This window comes from Haliea sp., from assembly GCF_040221975.1.
GTDB lineage: Bacteria > Pseudomonadota > Gammaproteobacteria > Pseudomonadales > Halieaceae > Haliea.
Map to the genome: position 1 here is coordinate 22,498 of NZ_JAVJWR010000032.1, position 16,104 is coordinate 38,601.

14 protein-coding genes and 1 pseudogene are annotated in these 16,104 nt (G+C 64.7%); 7 read left to right on the top strand and 8 right to left on the bottom strand.

Translation table 11 applies throughout. The features are described from left to right. Nucleotides 1-54 precede the first annotated feature (54 nt). Nucleotides 55-1,686: pseudogene (locus RLO07_RS14720) on the top strand (N-acyl-D-amino-acid deacylase family protein); the annotation flags it as partial. Between the two features lie 179 nt (nt 1,687-1,865). Beyond that, nucleotides 1,866-2,189, top strand: coding sequence for a DUF4156 domain-containing protein (locus RLO07_RS14725; RefSeq protein WP_462292897.1), 324 nt, complete (start codon nt 1,866-1,868; stop codon nt 2,187-2,189). Between the two features lie 13 nt (nt 2,190-2,202). Here RLO07_RS14725 and ggt read toward each other — a convergent pair whose 3' ends face one another. After that, the gene (gene ggt / locus RLO07_RS14730; protein WP_462292898.1) at nt 2,203-3,786 is read right to left on the bottom strand and encodes a gamma-glutamyltransferase; all 1,584 of its coding nucleotides are present in this window, start codon (nt 3,784-3,786) and stop codon (nt 2,203-2,205) included. A 279-nt stretch (nt 3,787-4,065) separates the two neighbouring features. Here ggt and RLO07_RS14735 point away from each other — a divergent pair, with 279 nt between their 5' ends. The 3 genes from RLO07_RS14735 to RLO07_RS14745 are packed head-to-tail and all read left to right on the top strand — an operon-like array spanning nt 4,066 to nt 7,593. Continuing rightward, nucleotides 4,066-5,787 (top strand): ExeA family protein, encoded by a 1,722-nt coding sequence (locus tag RLO07_RS14735; protein ID WP_462292899.1) that lies wholly within the window; start codon nt 4,066-4,068, stop codon nt 5,785-5,787. Nucleotides 5,788-5,830: 43 nt separating this feature from the next. Next, entirely contained in the window at nt 5,831-6,700 is an 870-nt protein-coding gene (locus RLO07_RS14740; protein ID WP_462292900.1) for a general secretion pathway protein GspB, read from the top strand. 53 nt (nt 6,701-6,753) lie between these two features. Next, nucleotides 6,754-7,593 (top strand): DUF6544 family protein, encoded by an 840-nt coding sequence (locus tag RLO07_RS14745; protein ID WP_462292901.1) that lies wholly within the window; start codon nt 6,754-6,756, stop codon nt 7,591-7,593. Nucleotides 7,594-7,701: 108 nt separating this feature from the next. Here the strand turns inward: RLO07_RS14745 and RLO07_RS14750 are convergent, their stop codons facing one another. Both RLO07_RS14750 and RLO07_RS14755 read right to left on the bottom strand, forming a co-directional pair. Then, nucleotides 7,702-8,901, bottom strand: a complete 1,200-nt coding sequence (locus RLO07_RS14750; RefSeq protein ID WP_462292902.1) for a serine hydrolase domain-containing protein — start codon at nt 8,899-8,901, stop codon at nt 7,702-7,704. 4 nt (nt 8,902-8,905) lie between these two features. Continuing rightward, nucleotides 8,906-9,760 carry a CPBP family glutamic-type intramembrane protease gene (locus RLO07_RS14755; RefSeq protein ID WP_462292903.1) on the bottom strand — a complete coding sequence of 285 codons (855 nt, stop codon included), beginning with the start codon at nt 9,758-9,760 and terminating at the stop codon, nt 8,906-8,908. A gap of 211 nt (nt 9,761-9,971) precedes the next feature. Here RLO07_RS14755 and RLO07_RS14760 point away from each other — a divergent pair, with 211 nt between their 5' ends. Together RLO07_RS14760 and RLO07_RS14765 are read left to right on the top strand one after the other, a co-directional pair. Continuing rightward, a complete protein-coding gene (locus RLO07_RS14760) occupies nt 9,972-10,982 on the top strand; it encodes an alpha/beta fold hydrolase (RefSeq protein ID WP_462292904.1) in 1,011 nt (336 codons plus the stop codon). Continuing rightward, nucleotides 10,983-11,582, top strand: coding sequence for a DUF924 family protein (locus RLO07_RS14765; RefSeq protein WP_462292905.1), 600 nt, complete (start codon nt 10,983-10,985; stop codon nt 11,580-11,582). A 5-nt stretch (nt 11,583-11,587) separates the two neighbouring features. On the opposite strand, the gene RLO07_RS14770 is transcribed toward RLO07_RS14765, so the two are convergent. From RLO07_RS14770 to RLO07_RS14790, 5 genes are all read right to left on the bottom strand, one after another. Beyond that, the gene (locus RLO07_RS14770; protein ID WP_462292906.1) at nt 11,588-13,096 is read right to left on the bottom strand and encodes a Ppx/GppA phosphatase family protein; all 1,509 of its coding nucleotides are present in this window, start codon (nt 13,094-13,096) and stop codon (nt 11,588-11,590) included. A 90-nt stretch (nt 13,097-13,186) separates the two neighbouring features. Continuing rightward, entirely contained in the window at nt 13,187-13,795 is a 609-nt protein-coding gene (locus tag RLO07_RS14775; RefSeq protein WP_462292907.1) for a hypothetical protein, read from the bottom strand. A 74-nt stretch (nt 13,796-13,869) separates the two neighbouring features. Further along, the gene (locus RLO07_RS14780; protein ID WP_462292908.1) at nt 13,870-14,061 is read right to left on the bottom strand and encodes a hypothetical protein; all 192 of its coding nucleotides are present in this window, start codon (nt 14,059-14,061) and stop codon (nt 13,870-13,872) included. An 80-nt stretch (nt 14,062-14,141) separates the two neighbouring features. Then, nucleotides 14,142-15,227: an alanine racemase gene (alr, locus tag RLO07_RS14785; protein ID WP_462292909.1), complete on the bottom strand. Its 1,086-nt coding sequence runs from the start codon at nt 15,225-15,227 to the stop codon at nt 14,142-14,144. Further along, nucleotides 15,227-16,084 (bottom strand): aminotransferase class IV, encoded by an 858-nt coding sequence (locus RLO07_RS14790; RefSeq protein ID WP_462292910.1) that lies wholly within the window; start codon nt 16,082-16,084, stop codon nt 15,227-15,229. Before RLO07_RS14790 ends, alr begins: the two co-directional genes overlap by 1 nt. Nucleotides 16,085-16,104: the final 20 nt, after the last annotated feature.

Genomic DNA, 16,104 nt, shown 5'->3' on the forward strand with positions numbered 1-16,104 from the left:
AACTGTCCCGTCGCGGGGTCATGCAGTTCCACGACGGCCAGGAGGAGTTAACCCATGCCGCTTGCCATTCGATTGCTCACAACGCTGCTGGCACTGCTGCTCGTCACAGGCTGCAGCGAGCGCCAGCCGGCGCAGACACCGGATGTCCCCGCTGCCCGCTACGATCTCATTATCGACAATGGTGTGGTCTACGACGGCTCGGGCGCGGCGCCCGTGCGCGCCCGCATCGCCATCAACGGGGACCGTATTGCCGCAGTGGGCGATCTTGACGGCGCCGTTGCCGGGCGCAGGCTGGACGCTGGGGGGCTGGCGGTTGCTCCCGGGTTCATCAACATGCTGAGCTGGGCCACCGAGACCCTGATCGAGGACGGGCGCGGCCTCTCGGACATCGCCCAGGGCGTGACCCTGGAAGTGTTTGGCGAGGGCTGGTCCATGGGCCCGCTCACCGAGGCGATGAAAGAAGAGGACCGCGAGCGCCAGACCGACATCCGTTATGACATTGAGTGGACCACGCTCGGCGAATATCTGGAGTTCCTCGAGCGCCGCGGCGTGTCCCCCAATGTCGCGTCTTTCGTCGGTGCCACCACCCTGCGCATCAAGCATGTCGGCTACGCGGACCGGCCCCCGACCGCCGCCGAGTTGCAGGGCATGCGCGAGGATGTGGCGCTGGCCATGGAGGAGGGCGCCATGGGCGTAGGCTCCTCGCTGATCTACATGCCGGCCTTCTACGCGGATACCGACGAATTGATTGCGCTGGTGGATGTGGCCGCCGAGTACGGCGGTTCCTACATCACGCACATGCGCTCGGAAGGGAACAGGCTGCTGGAAGCGGTGGATGAAGTGCTGGCCATTGCCGATGCCACTGGCGCCCCGGCGGAAATTTATCACCTGAAGGCGGCGGGCAGGGACAACTGGGGGAAAATGGACCAGGTCATCAATCGGATCAATGCAGCCCGCGCCGAAGGCGTCGCCATCCGTGCCAACATGTATACCTACACGGCGGGTTCCACGGGCCTCAACGCCGCCATGCCCCCCTGGGTGCAGGAGGGCGGGTTTGATGCCTGGGTCGCGCGACTGCGTGATCCGGACATCCGCGCCCGCGTGCTGGAAGAAATCGAGACCCCGACGGACACCTGGGAGAACATCTATCTCGCCTCCGGTGGCGCCGACAACGTCCTGCTGGTGGGCTTCCGCAGCGAAGCACTGAAGCCGCTTGCCGGCAAGACCCTGGCGGAAGTCGCTGCCATGCGTGACAGCAGCCCGGCCGAAACCATGATCGACCTGGTGATCGAGGATAACAGCCGGGTCGATGCGGTCTATTTCATGATGTCGGAAGAGAACCTGGCCAAGCAGATTGCCCAGCCCTGGATGAGTTTCCAGTCCGACGCGCCGGCACTCGCGCCCGAGGGCACGTTTCTGCAGAGCAGCACCCATCCGCGCGCCTACGGCAACTTCGCCCGCTTGCTGGGCAAGTATGTTCGCGAGAACGGCGTGATTCCATTGCAGGAGGCGGTACGCCGGTTGACGTCCCTGCCCGCAGGCAATCTCGGTCTCGCTGATCGGGGCCTGCTGGCAGTGGGCCATTACGCCGATCTCGTGATTTTTGATCCCGCGACCATCCAGGACCATGCCACCTATCTGGAGCCCCACCAGTTGGCCAGCGGCGTGCGCCATGTGTTCGTCAACGGTGAACAGGTGCTGGCCGACGGTGTACATACCGGCGCCCTGCCAGGCCGTGTTGTCCGTGGCCCGGGGTACCAGGGTGCAGATGGGAGAGCGGCGCGGTAACGCCCGGCAAGCCGGGCACGGTACCCGCGAGCTTCTCCCCTGTGGTAAGCTCCCGCCAGCAACTTCAGGGGGAAATCATGATTCGCACGACTGTCCTCAAGGCGGCCACTGTGGCCGCATTTTCACTGGCATTGCCCGCCTGTACCTGGGTAAAAATCCCCGACGACGCGCGCGCGGTTGCGATTGTCGAAGCCAGTGCGGTCGGCAATTGCCAGCGCCTGGGCAATGTGTCGACCAATGTCGCCTGGAAAGTGGCGGGCATCAAGCGCGGGGAAAACAAGGTCCGGGTAGAGCTGGACAATCTCGCCCGCGAGCGCACCTTCGGCATGGGCGGCAACACCATGGTGCGGGAGTCCATCAGCGAGGGTACCGGCGAGTACATCGCCTACAAGTGTCCCTGAGCCCACGGTCAGGTCAGGGACCGCCGGTTACCCTTACCCGCTGCGCCACCCCTCTGCCGCGGCTGTCGGCGGCCGCATCGACGCCTGCAGCCGTTACCTGAACAGCCTGGATATCGCCGAGGTCGCCCCAGTCGTTGGGCGTCACCTCATAACCCATTTTCTCCAGGGCCAGCCGGGTGCTGGCGCTGATCTGGCGCTGGTCGTGGCGGAGCAAGTACGCCTGCGGCAACTGGTGATGAAAGCGAGTGGCGTCAACGGCCATCTGTAACGGCATGTTGAAGTCGTAGAGGTTCAGGATAACCTGGAAAACCGAGGTGAAGATGGTGCTGCCGCCGGGCGTACCGATCACCAGCGCGGGTTTGCCATCCGCCAGCAGGATGGTCGGGGTCATGGAAGACAGCATCCGCCTGCCGGGCGCGATGGCGTTGCGCTCGTTGCCGATCACACCAAAGGCATTGGGCACGCCGGGTTTGGCCGAAAAGTCGTCCATTTCATTGTTGAGCAGGAAGCCGGCACCTTCCACCACCACGCCGGAACCGAATTCCCAGTTCAGGGTGTAGGTCAGGGCGACGGCGTTGCCGTCGCCATCGAGAATTGAGAAGTGGGTAGTGTCCGGTGACTCCAGGCCCGGCGGCACCGTTGCGGGACTCGAGATGCGGGTGGGGTCGATGCCACTGGCTCGTGCATTCAGGTAGTCCGGGTCCAGCAGGGCGGCGACGGGCACATCCACATGATCAGGGTCCCCGAGGTACTCGGCGCGGTCCGCGAATGCGCGTTTCTTCAGTTCCGCCAGCAGATGCAGGTAGGGTGCCGAATTGTGCGCCAGGCCGGCAAAGAGAGGAGCGGTGGCGTCGCGCAGGGCCAGCAACTGCAGCAGGGCGATCCCGCCGGAACTGGGGGGCGGAGCCGACAGCACGGTGAAGTGCCGCCACTGCAACTGCAGGGGTTCGCGCCACTGCGCCTCGTAGTCCGCGAGGTCCTGCAGCGTGATCAGGCCGCCGCTGCGCTGCATCTGCGCTACCAGCAGGCGGGCGGTTGCGCCCCGGTAGAAGTCCTCGGGGTCGGCAGCGATTCGCTCCAGGGTGGCCGCCAGCGCAGCTTGCTGGAACATTTCTCCAGCGCTCATGGCGCCAAAGTGGTCGCCGAAATTGGTCTCTCCCGCGATGTCTGCAATCTTGCCCTGCGCCATTGCAGCGAGATCCGCCGGAACCTCGAAGCCCTCGCGCGCCAAACTGATTGCCGGCTGCAGCAGGCGGCTCCAGGGCAGGCTGCCATGGCGCGCATGGGCCCGCTGCAGGCCACGCACGGTGCCGGGCACGCCGGAAGCGAGGCCGCCGACAAGCGATGCCCGTTGCACGAATTCGCCGTCGTCGTCCAGGTACATGTCGCGGCTGGCAGCCTGCGGTGCCTGTTCGCGAAAGTCGAGGAATTGCGCCTCGCCGTCGACAACGCTGAGCATGAAGCCGCCGCCGCCGATATTGCCGGCCTCCGGGTAGGTCACCGCGAGCACGAAGGCCGCGGCGACCGCGGCATCAATGGCGTTGCCGCCTTCCTCCAGTACCTGCGCGGCGGCTGCCGCCGAGTAGCGGTCGGGCATGGCGATGGCGCCGCCGGAAGCGGCCCAGGCCTGGCAGGCACCGAGCAGCAGCAGGCTGCTGCAGAGGGCGGCCAGATGGCGGCGGAGGGCTGGTTTGACTGAGTGCAGGCAGTGAATGGCAGTTCTCCCCGGGGAATGTAGTGGTCTGATTGGGTATTGAACGCTGCGGACAGGCTGTGGTCAACGACGGACTTTGGCTGTTTCCGCTGCCATGGCGCCCCGGGGCTCCCTTGGGCATAATGGCAGCCTGATTTCGGGGCACGGGCAGCGCGTCAGCAGATGTACCACCAGTATTTTGGCCTCAACGAAGCACCTTTCTCCATCGCGGTAAATCCGCGCTATCTGTTCATGAGTCCCCGACACCGGGATGCGCTGGCCCACTTGCTGTATGGAGTCGGCGCCGGCGGCGGCTTTATCCTGCTCACCGGTGAGGTTGGCACCGGCAAGACCACCATCAATCGCTGCCTGCTGGAACAATTGCCGCCGGCGACGGATGTCGCCATCATTCTCAACCCCGCCCTGAATGCCCTGGAATTGCTGGCGACTGTCTGCGATGAGCTGGGGATACGCTACGACGGCCAGCAGCCGACGCTGAAAACCCTGACCGACAGCCTGCACCGCTACCTGCTGCAGAATCACGCCGATGGTCGCAAGACGGTATTGATGATCGATGAGGCCCAGCACCTGGACTTCGATGTGCTGGAGCAGATCCGTCTGCTCACCAACCTGGAGACCAACAGCGAAAAGTTGCTGCAGATTATCCTCATCGGCCAGCCGGAGCTGGCACAGCTGCTGCAGCGCCCGGAGTTGCGCCAGCTCAACCAGCGCATTACCGCCCGCTACAACCTGGCGCCATTGAGTCCGGAAGAGACCGGCGCCTATATCCGCCACCGACTGCAGGTGGCCGGGCTGGCGCCCGGGCGGGAACTGTTTCCGCCGGAAGTGGTGCGTGGCATACATCGCACCACGCGGGGCATTCCACGCCTGATCAACGTGCTCTGTGATCGTATCCTGCTGGGCACCTACGGCCGCAACCGCCTCCGCGCCGACCGACACATGCTGGGGATTGCCGCCGCCGAGGTAATGGGGGAAGAGGGTCTGCGGCGCAATCGCTCGCGCCGCACCCTGTGGCTGGCTGCTGGCGCGGTGCTGCTGCTGGCGCTGGCGCTGCTGTTGCTGTGGTGGTATTGGCCTCCGGACACCGTGCCTGCGCAGCCGCTGCAGTCCTCGCCCGCGCCGGCAGCGGTCGAGGACAGGGCGGCTGGACCGGTTGCCGCGCCTGCTGCCGTCGCCCCGGCGCCAGCCCCACCGGCACCGACTCCGGTGGGATCTCCAGCGCCGGCAACTCCGCCCGCGGCAACGGCCGACGCCTGGCAGCTGGCGCCGCAGGCGGCCCTGGAGCAGCTCTGGCGACTGCAGGCTGAAGGTCCGGCACCTGCCTTGAAACAGCTTTGCGACGATGTCATCCGTTTCCCCCTGAGCTGCCTGCGTGGCCGCGCCGAAACCTGGCAGGAACTGCTGGCACTGCAGCGCCCGTTGCTGCTGGACCTGGTGACACCGGCTCGGTTTGCCGCGGCGGCGCTGTTCCTGGGTGAGGACGATGGCCGCGCCCTGTTGTGGTCGGGGAATGCGCTGCAGCGGGTTCCCTTTACTGAAGTGGCGCCACTCTGGCGCGGTGGTTACCGTCTGCTGTGGCGGCCGCCGGCAGGATTCAGCGGCCCCATTGGCCGCACCGAGGTCAGCCCCGCGGTCGCCGATGTGGCGGCACTGTTCGCGCGCCTCGACGGCCAGCCGCAGCCGCTCGCGGGCAATCGCTATACTGCGGCCCTGGCGGACAGGGTGCGGCTGTTCCAGCGCGAGCAGCAGTTGCTGGCGGATGGTGTGGTGGGCGAGCAGACATTGTTGCGCCTGAATTTGCTGGCGGGCCGCGATCTGTCCGCCCGGGCCGCACTGGAGTCATTGAGAGCGGCTACAGCAACCACAGGGGAACCCGCGCCATGATGGCAACAACAGGCCTGGAAATGCCGGGCAACGGGGTGCGGGCATGTCGCTGATTCTGGAAGCACTCAATCGCGCCCGGCGGGAGCAGCACAATGCGGCGCCGGTACCGGGTGTGGACAGCGACCACTACTATCCCGCGGTTGAAGAGAGTCCCTGGCGGCAGCGCGGTTTGCTGGGCGCTCTCGCGGTGGCCCTGCTGGTGATCGGAGTATTGCTGGGCCGTGAGTTCAGCCGCGACGGGAGGGAACCCACCCCCGCGGCACCGGTGCAACCCGCTGTGATGGCGGAAGCTCCGGTTGCGCCATCTGCGGCGCCTGCGGTGGCCACAGCAACGGTTCCCGAGACCGGGAGTGCCCCGGCGTCACAAGCGGCATCGGAGGTCCCCGTGATTCTGGAAGCAGTCCCGGAGCCAGTCCCGGAGACAGCTCCGGAGGTTTCTGCGTCCGCGGTGGACACATCCCTGCCACACCCCGAAGCACCTGCGACCGCGGGCACCGGAACCAGCGCGGAGGTGGCGGCCCTGTACCAGCAGACCACGATCCCGGAAGAGGCCCCGGAAGTGGCCGAAGCCTCTGCAACGGTACCCGCCAGCGAGGAGCCCGTGGATATCGCCAGCCTGGTGACGGCAGCGGAGCAGGCCCTGGAGGACGTGCGCCTGGCCGAACACCCGGCGCTCTTTCTCGGCGACCTGTCCCAACAGCGCAAGGACGCGGTGCCCACCCTCATGTACCTGCAGCACGACTACCGCAACGAAGGCGGCTCGACCGTGACCATCAACGGCCAGCAGGCGCGCGCGGGGCAGACAGTTGCCCGCGGGGTGACGGTGGAGGAAATCCTGCCCGACTCGGTGGTGCTGAGCCACGATGGCCAGCAGTTTCGGCTGCGGGCGCTCAACAGCTGGGTGAATCTGTAACGACAGCCTGAATGCTTGACATGAAACACTGGTTTAGATCGGGTACCGGAATCATGAAGTTCATCATCGCCTTGGTCCTCCTGCTACTTTTTTTCGTCCTCGCCCTGAGTGCTCTGCTCGCCTGGGACCTGCGTGCCGACAGGGCGGAATGGCAGCGTCTCGCGGCGCTCCAGCCGGACGCTCCGCAACGATTCTCCGCCAGCATGATCGAAGACCTGCCCGAGCCCGCACGACGCTACTTCAGTTTCATGATCGAACCGGGAACGCCGCTGCTGCCCGTGGCCGAGATTGAGATGAGCGGGCAGTTCAGCCTCGGGAACAAGGACAACCCGGCCTATCAGCCGATGGAAGCGCGCCAGATCCTCGCTGCCCCCGACGGTTTCCTTTGGTCCATGCGTACCCGCGGCGGGATGCCGGTGTCGGGATCGGACTCCGGATCCTGGACACGGTTTCGCATTCTCTGGCTGATTCCCGTCGCACGGCTCGGCGGGACGCCGGATCATACCCGGTCGGCCTTCGGCCGCTACGTTGCCGAGGCCGTGGTCTGGACGCCCGCGGCGCTGCTGCCCGGGCCGGGAGTTAGCTGGGCGGCGGTGGACGATGACACGGCACGGGTGACTGTTCGCCACGGTGATCTGAGCCAGGCAGTGGATGTGACTGTCGCCAGTGATGGCAGGCCCGTTGTTGCATCGTTTCAGCGCTGGAGCAACGCCAACCCCGACAAGGTACACCGCCTGCAGCCCTTTGGCGCCACCCTGGCGGATTTCCGCGAGGTCGAAGGCTATCGACTGCCGTTCCGGGTCGAGGCCGGCAATATGTACGGGACCGAGGACTATTTTCCCTTTTTCCGCGCCGAGGTTTCGGCCATCCGGTTTCCCGAAGCGGCGCCATGATGGCCATGGTTCTTGCCGTTCAGGTCGCGCTGCCACTGGCGCTGCTGGTGCGGCAGGAGGCGATATCGGCACCAAAGGCGCGCCGTATCTCAAGGAAACGCGCAACTGTCACAGCTGCCGTTCCGGTCCCGGGGCGAGTGCCGAGACGGGTGCCACCACTCCGGGTGCCAGATCGACCAGCGCCGCCTCGAGCGAGGGCAACAGGTCGTTGCTGTCGTCCATGATGCCCACGTCGGTGTTGATCTGGAAGGCGACGGTTATGCCGTGGTCGGCGTAGTGGCGCAGGCTCGAGACATAGCCCGGAATCCAGCCGCCATGTCCGTACACCGGTCCTCGCGGTGTGTCCTTGTAGATAGCGACACCCAGGCCGTAGAGCACACCGGGGGCAACCGGCACCCCGTCGAGCAGGCGGTCAAGGTAGTGTTCTGCCATCGCTTCGCCGCCGAACAATAGCTGTCCCCAGCGCGCAAGGTCCGGCGAAGTCGAGGCCAGTCCGCCACCGGTCCATTCCACGGCCGGATTCCAGAGCAGCCGGCCGTCGGTATCTGCCGTTCGTTCCGGCAGGCCGAAAAGATTGTCGTGCGCGACGTAGCCTACTGCGATACCGGGAAGGTCACGGCTGTCAGAGGGGAAGGTGCCGGTGAGTGCCAGCGGACCAATAAACCGTGCGCGTACAATGTCTCCGTAGGTCTGCCCCGTCACTGCCTCAATCACCAGCCCGAGCAGGATATACCCGGTATCGCTGTAGGCCCAGGCGGAGCCCGCAGCGAACAGCGGTGTCCTACCCACCACAAAGCCCAGGAGATCTTCGGGGAGCACCGTACCTTCGGCCTGCGTAATCTCTGTCCAGGCGGCGCGAAACGCAGGCAGATAGACGTGGTCGGGTAACCCTGAGCTGTGTTGCAGGAGCTGCCCGAGGGTCATGGTCCGGGCGTTGGGCAGAGCACTGAACCAAGGCCGGTCGCCCAGATAATCGGCCAGCAGATCGGTCCGGGACAGGCGCCCCTCGTTTTCCAGCGTCAGCAGCGTGGCGGCGACGAAGGTCTTGCCAATGCTCGCGGCCAGCATGGGTGTCTCGGTCGTCATCACACGGCCGTTTTCGATATCGGCGAGGCCGGTGGCCGCAGTGACGATAGTGCCGTCCGCCAGGGCAAGTGCGGCCGTCGCGCCGGGAAAGCCGTAGCGTGCGCGGAAGTCCTCCAGTGTTGCATCTAGCCGCACCGAAAGATCGGCATGGTCCCGGGCGCTTGCGGGCTCGCCGGCACTGAGGCTTGCCACGACACTGGCGGCTATGAGGAATCTGCGCATGCGTCTAGTCCGCGGCCCCGGGTGCGCGAGGCTGTTTCGTCGGTACAACCTGGGTCACCGCGCCTCCACGGGTAAACATCGTGTTGCGGTGCCACCACACGACCGCGACTGTCACCACGACCAGGATGATCGTGTCCCAGGGCTGGGCGTCGGGCCAGAACGGGTTGATCAATTGCCAGTGGAACAGCATCGGCCAGAGCAGGCTGCCCCGGGTCCGGTTGAAGATCGGCGTGACCAGCACCGCCAGGGTCACGTTGCCCAGAAAGAAGGGCAGGAAATTCCACTCCGCGTAAACCGTACTCGACAGAAAGAATGCCGGCAGGTGCCACAAGCCCCAAGTTGCGCCAATCAGCAGCCCTGCCCAGATCGGCGCCATATGCCGCTGCAGCAGAGGTTGTGCCACGCCGCGCCAGCCGAACTCTTCAATCGGGCCCAGCAACAGCATCATGAACAGGAGCGCCACGACCGGGCCCATGCCCTCGGGCGGCAGCGGCGCCAGGACCGGGCCGCCCTTGAGGAGGGAGCCAGCGACGAAGACAAGTGGCAGTCCGACCAGAATGAAGGCAACCCAGCCCACGGGGATTCGCCACAGGAATAGTCGATCCAGGAAACTGCGCAGGCCTGCAGTACCGGAATGGAGCCATACGACCACGAAGGCCGCGATTGCCGGCGCCCAGGTCGCGAGGAAAAAGAACGGGTGTGAACCGCTGATCTCGCCGAAGGTGGCGGCGGCCCTGCCCGGGAAGACAATGTAGATCCCGATCAGTCCCCAGGTGATCAGAAAGGTAATACCGACAAAGGCAACAAGCGCCGTTGACGGTACTCTGGGCGGGAGTGTCAAGGACGGTTCGACAGGCATCGGCTGCGCTCCAGGGACTGGAAGATCATGGTGGAAATTTTCGCACATACGCTGCAGGGCGTCCCTGATGTGGATCAACCCGGGTCGGCGGGTGCGGGGTGTGTCATGGGCGCGACGATTTACCTATACTGCGGATAGCGAACAGGGGCAATTCAGGGATTCCCGGGAGGGTACGAAAAATGCAGGCTGACCTTGTCGGCACGGCCATGAGATGTCGGTTGCTACGATGATGAACTGGACCCACCACCACGCCACCATCAATGGCATCCACATGCACTACGTGGAGCAGGGGCAGGGCATGCCGGTGGTGCTCTGCCATGGCTTCCCCCACCTCTGGTTCAGCTGGCATCGGCAGATCAGCGCGCTGGCCACGGCCGGGTACCGGGTGATTGCACCGGACATGCGCGGCATGGGCCAGACCGAGGCGCCTGCCGCGGTGGAAGCCTATGATATCGACCACATCACCGCCGACCTGCTGGGCTTGCTGGACCATATTGGCGAGCCGCGCGCGGTATTTGCCGGGCTGGATTTCGGCGCCTTTGCCATCTATGACCTCGCCCTGCGCCATCCGCAGCGGGTCGTCGCGATCATCGGTCTGGAAAACCCGGCGGCGCCGCACAATCCCGATGAGCCTCCCCTTGCTGAATACCAGCGCATGGGGCAGCAGCATTTCCTGCACATCGAGTATTTCCGCGAGCCGCCGCGGGCGGACCTGGAATTGGCGGCCGCGCCGCGCCGCTTCCTGCACAAGGTTTTCCACACACTGAGCGGCGCCTGCAGTTATTTCGACATGTTCCGCCATCCCCCCGGCACCTCCTACATCGACGCCATGGAAGAGCCGCCGCCATTGCCCTGGACGTGGCTGTCGGAGCTGGAGCTGGAATTCTTTGTCTCCGAGTACAGTCGCAGCGGCTTCACCGGCGGCCTCAACTGGTACCGGTCCTTTGATCTCAAGTGGGCCCAGCGCAAGCCTTTCGAAGGTGTACAAAGTGCGGTGCCGGCCTATTTTCTCGGCAGTGAGCACGATGTCGACCTGGAGGGGTTTCACGGCGAGGACCCGATCGGCCAGATGCGGAGGATATTTCCCGATCTGCGCCAGGTACGCATGATCCCGGGGGCCGGGCACATGGTGCAGCTGGAGGCGTCTGCTGAAGTCAACGCCATCCTGCTGGAGTTTCTCGAGGATATTGAGCGGCATGCTCAAACCGGGAGCAGCGGCTAGATGGAGACTCCGGACACCATAGTGCAGTTCTGGTTTGGCGATAGCGACGATGACGCGGCCGTCGCCAGCAACTGCGCTGGCCTGTGGTGGTCCAAGAACCCGGAAACAGACAGCAGCATCCGCGAACGCTTCGAGCCTGCCGTGCAGGCCGTCGCTGCCAGCGAACTCGATCACTGGCGCAGGAGCGGCGAGGGCTGGCTGGCGTTGATCATCCTGACTGATCAGTTCCCGAGAAACATCTATCGCGGTACGCCGGACGCGTTCCGCTACGATCCCATTGCGCGGCAACTCTGTGAAGAGGGTCTGGCAGCTGCGGCAGACCAGCAGCTCCGACCCATTCAGCGGGTATTTTTCTACCTGCCGCTGGAACATTCCGAATACCAGGCGCACCAGGTCCGAAGCGTGGAGCTGTTCAGGGAACTTGCCGCCAGTGCACCCGCCGGGGCGCAGGCCGCGTTCGACAGATTTTACGACTTTGCCCAGCGCCACAAGGCTGTGGTTGACCGCTTTGGGCGCTTCCCTCACCGCAACGAGATCCTGGGTAGACCATCGACACAAGAGGAAATTGCATTCCTGCGGGAACCTGGCTCGTCTTTCTGACGCGGCTACCGGATCTCCAGTGCCAGTCCCTGCTTGGCGAGTACGGCCTGTTCCTGCTGTAATTCCTGAGCGGTCAGCGGATGTTGCGCCAGCCAACCCGCGGGAAACTCCAGCCGCAGGCCATTCTCGTCGGGAGAGATGGCGAAGTCCGGCAGTGCCTCCAGTTGCTCCACATACTTGAAAATAAGCGCCAGCCGGATCAGGGTAATCAGGCGCAACAGGCGTGGTCGCTCGGTGTCGGTGATCGCCGCCCACAGGGGATGGTCCAGCTTGCCGCGCTGGGTGGCGGCCAGCAGTGCCATCTGCTCCTGTTCCTCCTGGGAAAATCCCGGCAGGTCGGTATTGAGCAACAGGTAGGCGCTGTGGCGCTGGTAGTGCTTGTGGGAGATGGCCATGCCGATCTCATGAGCCAGGGCGGTGCGCTGCAGCAAATCACCGTCGGTTCCACGCAGCTCCCAGCCGCTGCGCGTGGCACTGAACAGCGTGCGGGCGCGGCGCGCCATCAACTCCGACATGGCAGTGTCTACCCCGTAGCGCTGCATCAGGGCATTCAGGGTCCGTTCGCGCACGTCCTCGTGACTCAGGCGGCCCATAAGGTCGTAGATGACGCCTTCACGCAGGGCGCCGCGCGAGGTGCGCATATGCTTGATGCCCAGTTCGTCAAACAGGGCGCTGGCAATCGCCACGCCGGCGGCTATGACGTTGCGGCGCTGGCTACTGAGTCCCTCCAGGGTGATATTGTCGAAGCGCTTGAAGCGCAGCAGGCGTTTCTCCAGTTTCTCCAGCCCCTTGCGATTGATGCCGCCATCGCTCCAGCCCTGGCTGACCAGTACAGCTTCTATCGCCTGCAGGGTGCCGGAGGAGCCCACGCACTCGGCCCAGTGACCGGAGTGAAAGTGGTAGCGGATATGGGACACTTCCAGTCGCGCCCGATTGTAGGCGTGTCGGTAGTTGTCCCTGTTGATCTTGCCGTCGGGAAAGCAGGTATCCGAGTAGGAGACACAGCCCATTTGCAGGCTTTCCAGGTGCTGGGGTTCGAAGCGCTGGCCTATGATCAACTCGGTGCTGCCGCCGCCGATGTCTACCACCAGCCGTGACTGGGCGTCATCTGCCAGTGTATGTGCAACCCCGAGGTATACCAGGCGCGCTTCTTCGCGGCCGTAGACCACGTCTACCGGAGCGCCGAGGATCTGTTGCGCCGGACGGGTAAAATCACGGCGATTGTCCGCCACTCTCAGGGCGTTCGTGCCGACAACGCGAATGCGCTCGGGATCGACACTGCCCAGCATTTGAGCAAAGCGCGCCAGACAGTCGAGGCCGCGCTCGATGGCATCGGGTGACAGTCGATTGTCGGCCAGGCCCGCTCCGAGCTGGACTTTCTCCGCCAGCGCCTCCACCGGTCGCATCTCCCCGTGCTCGACGCGTGCCACGATCAGGTGAAAGGAGTTACTGCCAAGGTCAATCGCCGCCAGCAGGCTGCCGTCGGGAAGGGGTTCGTGTGCCTGGGGTTCCAAAATGATTGAGTTCTCGCGGCTGGCGTCGACCGATGATGATAAACGATACCCCGCCCGGACGCACGGGGCGTGGCCATGCGTAGCCCCTGCTCAGGCCAGCAGCAGGGCTGCGACGATGATCGCCAGGAGGCCGGTGGTGGCGCTGAGAAGCACGACTCTGGGAGTGATTCTGGACAGTTCAGCCAATGGGTCGCCGCCGGCGTGGACTCTGGCGAGCACCGGCCACTCGATGGCACCGGCGAACGCGAGGCTGCCGAAGGCTGCCGCCAGCAGGGCCACGGGTCCCGGAGCGTCGATGGGAACAGTGAACAGAAACAAGGCGATGGCCACAATCGAACCAAGTGTGCCGGCGTAGCTCATGGCGAGGAACTGGACACGGGTGTTGCGCCTGAAATCCCAATCAAAGGCGAACAGGTTGATACGCCTGGTCTGGTTGCAGTGTCCGCCGACCGCAAGTGCGCCCGCGTAATGGAACCATTCGTGGATCAGGGTGGTAATGATGGCTCCAGCCAACAGGCCGGTGGCGACGCTGCAAGCCGCAACCAGCGGCAGGCCGGATAGCGTGTACCAGCTGGCGGTCGCGGTGAACAGCCCCAGCAGGGCGAGTACGATAACGAGGTGCACGAAGGCAACGAGCCCCGCGTTTATTCCGCTTGCGGTGGCACGGGCCCGGGCGGGGTCATTGATTGTGTTGTCCATAATCCTTGCCTCATGGCGAGACTGATACCGGATTTACGCAAACAACGGCCTGTCGGATGTGGCGGGCGGGCTGGCTACTTGCGCGCGGCGCCTGATGGGCGTGCCGCATAGCCACCCTGCTGGCCGCTGATGCCGGATTTGATGTTCTGGATTTCGCCGCCCGACTGCAGGAAGTCCCGGGTCTGCTCCTCAATCGAGGAGGATGTTTCAACGGCTGCGGGCTGCTTCTTCTTGGCGGGGGCGCGTTGGGGCTTGGCGGCGGACATGCTCAGTGCTCTTGCGTCTGAAGGGCCGTCAAGTATACCGCAAAAGCACTGCTCCTGTCTGCCCCGCGGCCCGGTCGGGCTCAGTCGGCGATGATGACCCGTGGTGTTCGCATGGGCATGCGGGTCAACAGCTCGTAGCCAATTGTGCCGGCGTGGCGGGCAACGTCGCCCACGGGCAGGCCCTCTCCCCACAGGACTACCGGGTCGCCGATGGCAACTGGCGGCAGGTCGGTGACGTCGACGGTAATCATGTCCATGGAGACCCGTCCCGCCAGCGTGGCCCGTCGGCCATTGACCAGCACCGGGGTGCCGCTGGTAGCGGTGCGCGGATAGCCATCGCCGTAACCAATGGTCACTGTGGCGATTCGCGAGGGACGCTGTGCCTGCCAGCTGGCGCCATAGCCGACACATTCCCCGGCGGCAATTTCCCGCACTGAAATGACCGCCGATGTCAGGGTCATGACCGGTCGCAGGTGCTCCGCCTGGGGCTGGGCTTCAGCGAAAGGAGAGTTGCCCCAAAGCATGAAGCCCGGCCTGATCCAGTCGTAGTGGGCGCGGGGCCAGGCCAGGGTAGCGGGAGAGTTGGCGGCACTGCGCAGTCCCTCGAGGCCGGCGGTGGCTGCTTCGAACAATTCGATCTGCTGCCAGGTCTGGGGGCTGTGCAGTTCATCCGCAGAGGCAAAATGGGTGGACAGTACCGGCGTGCCAGCCACCTTGCCGCAGCTGAGCAGGCGCTGGTAAAAGCCGGCTACCTGGGCCGGTAGCGCCCCCAGGCGATGCATGCCGGTGTCGATCTTCAGCCAGCAACCAATAGGCTGCGGCAGCGAGGCCTCTTCCAGCCACTGGAGCTGGACCTCGTTATCAATAGTGATCCAGAGCCCTGCCTCGGCAGCAATGGGCAGTTCCCCGGGCTCGAACACCCCCTCCAGCAGCAGGATCGGGCAGCGAATCCCGGCCTCGCGCAGCTCCATCGCTTCCTCGGTGCAGGCGACCGCCAGTGCGTCCACGCGGGGTTCAAGTTCCCGGGCCATGGTCACCGCGCCGTGGCCGTAGGCATTGGCCTTGACCACCGCCATCAGGCGTGCCCGCGGCGCCAGCTCCCGCGCCAGGGCGACGTTATGGCGCAGGGCACCAAGGTCCAGACGAGCCTGGCTGGGGCGTGTCATCAGTAGTCGTAGCGATGCTGCGCGAACAGGGTTTCGGCGGCGAGCCAGACGTCACCGATGCCGCCGTTGCCCACCGCCTGACCGTCGATTTCAACGACCGGAGCCACCTCCTTGCTGGAACTGGTCAGCCAGACTTCATCGGCGGCGTGGACCTCGGCCATGGTCACTACCCGCTCCTGTACCGGAATGTCGCTGTGCCGGCGCAGGATATCCAGCAGCATGAGGCGGGTGATGCCCGGCAGCTTCTGGTGATCCAGTTCCGGCGTGGCTACGGCGCCGTCCTTGACCACAAATACATTGCATGCCGCCGCTTCAGTCAGTTCGCCGGCCTCATTGTAGAGAATGGTCTCACCGTGGCCGCGGCTGTGGCCGTGCTGGTAATGCATGACGTTGCCGAGCAGGGCGGTGGACTTGATATTGCAACGGCGCCAGCGCAAATCCTCGGCCGTCGATACCCGATAGCACGTCGCTGCTGCCTTGTCCGCCACGGGCGGCGGTGGAATTTCGAAAGCAAAACCGTAGAGGGTCGGGGCGATATTTTCCGGGTAGGCATGATTGCGACGGATATCGGCCCCGCGGCTGACATGGAAATAGATCCCGAGGTTGCCCTTGCCGTTGCGGGCCATCAGTTCCTCGGCGATACCCCGCCACTGCGTTTCATCTACCCGCAACTTGATCTCGATGGCATCCAGGCCCTGTTGCATGCGCTGCATGTGTGGCCCGAATCCCACCAGCTTGCCAGCGTAGGAGGGCACGACTTCATAGATGCCGTCACCGAACAGGAAGCCCCGGTCCATTGGCGAGATCCGGGCTTCGCTCATCGGCATGTAGTCGCCGTTCAGGTACACAATACTCATGTTAAAATCCTGTGTTGGTC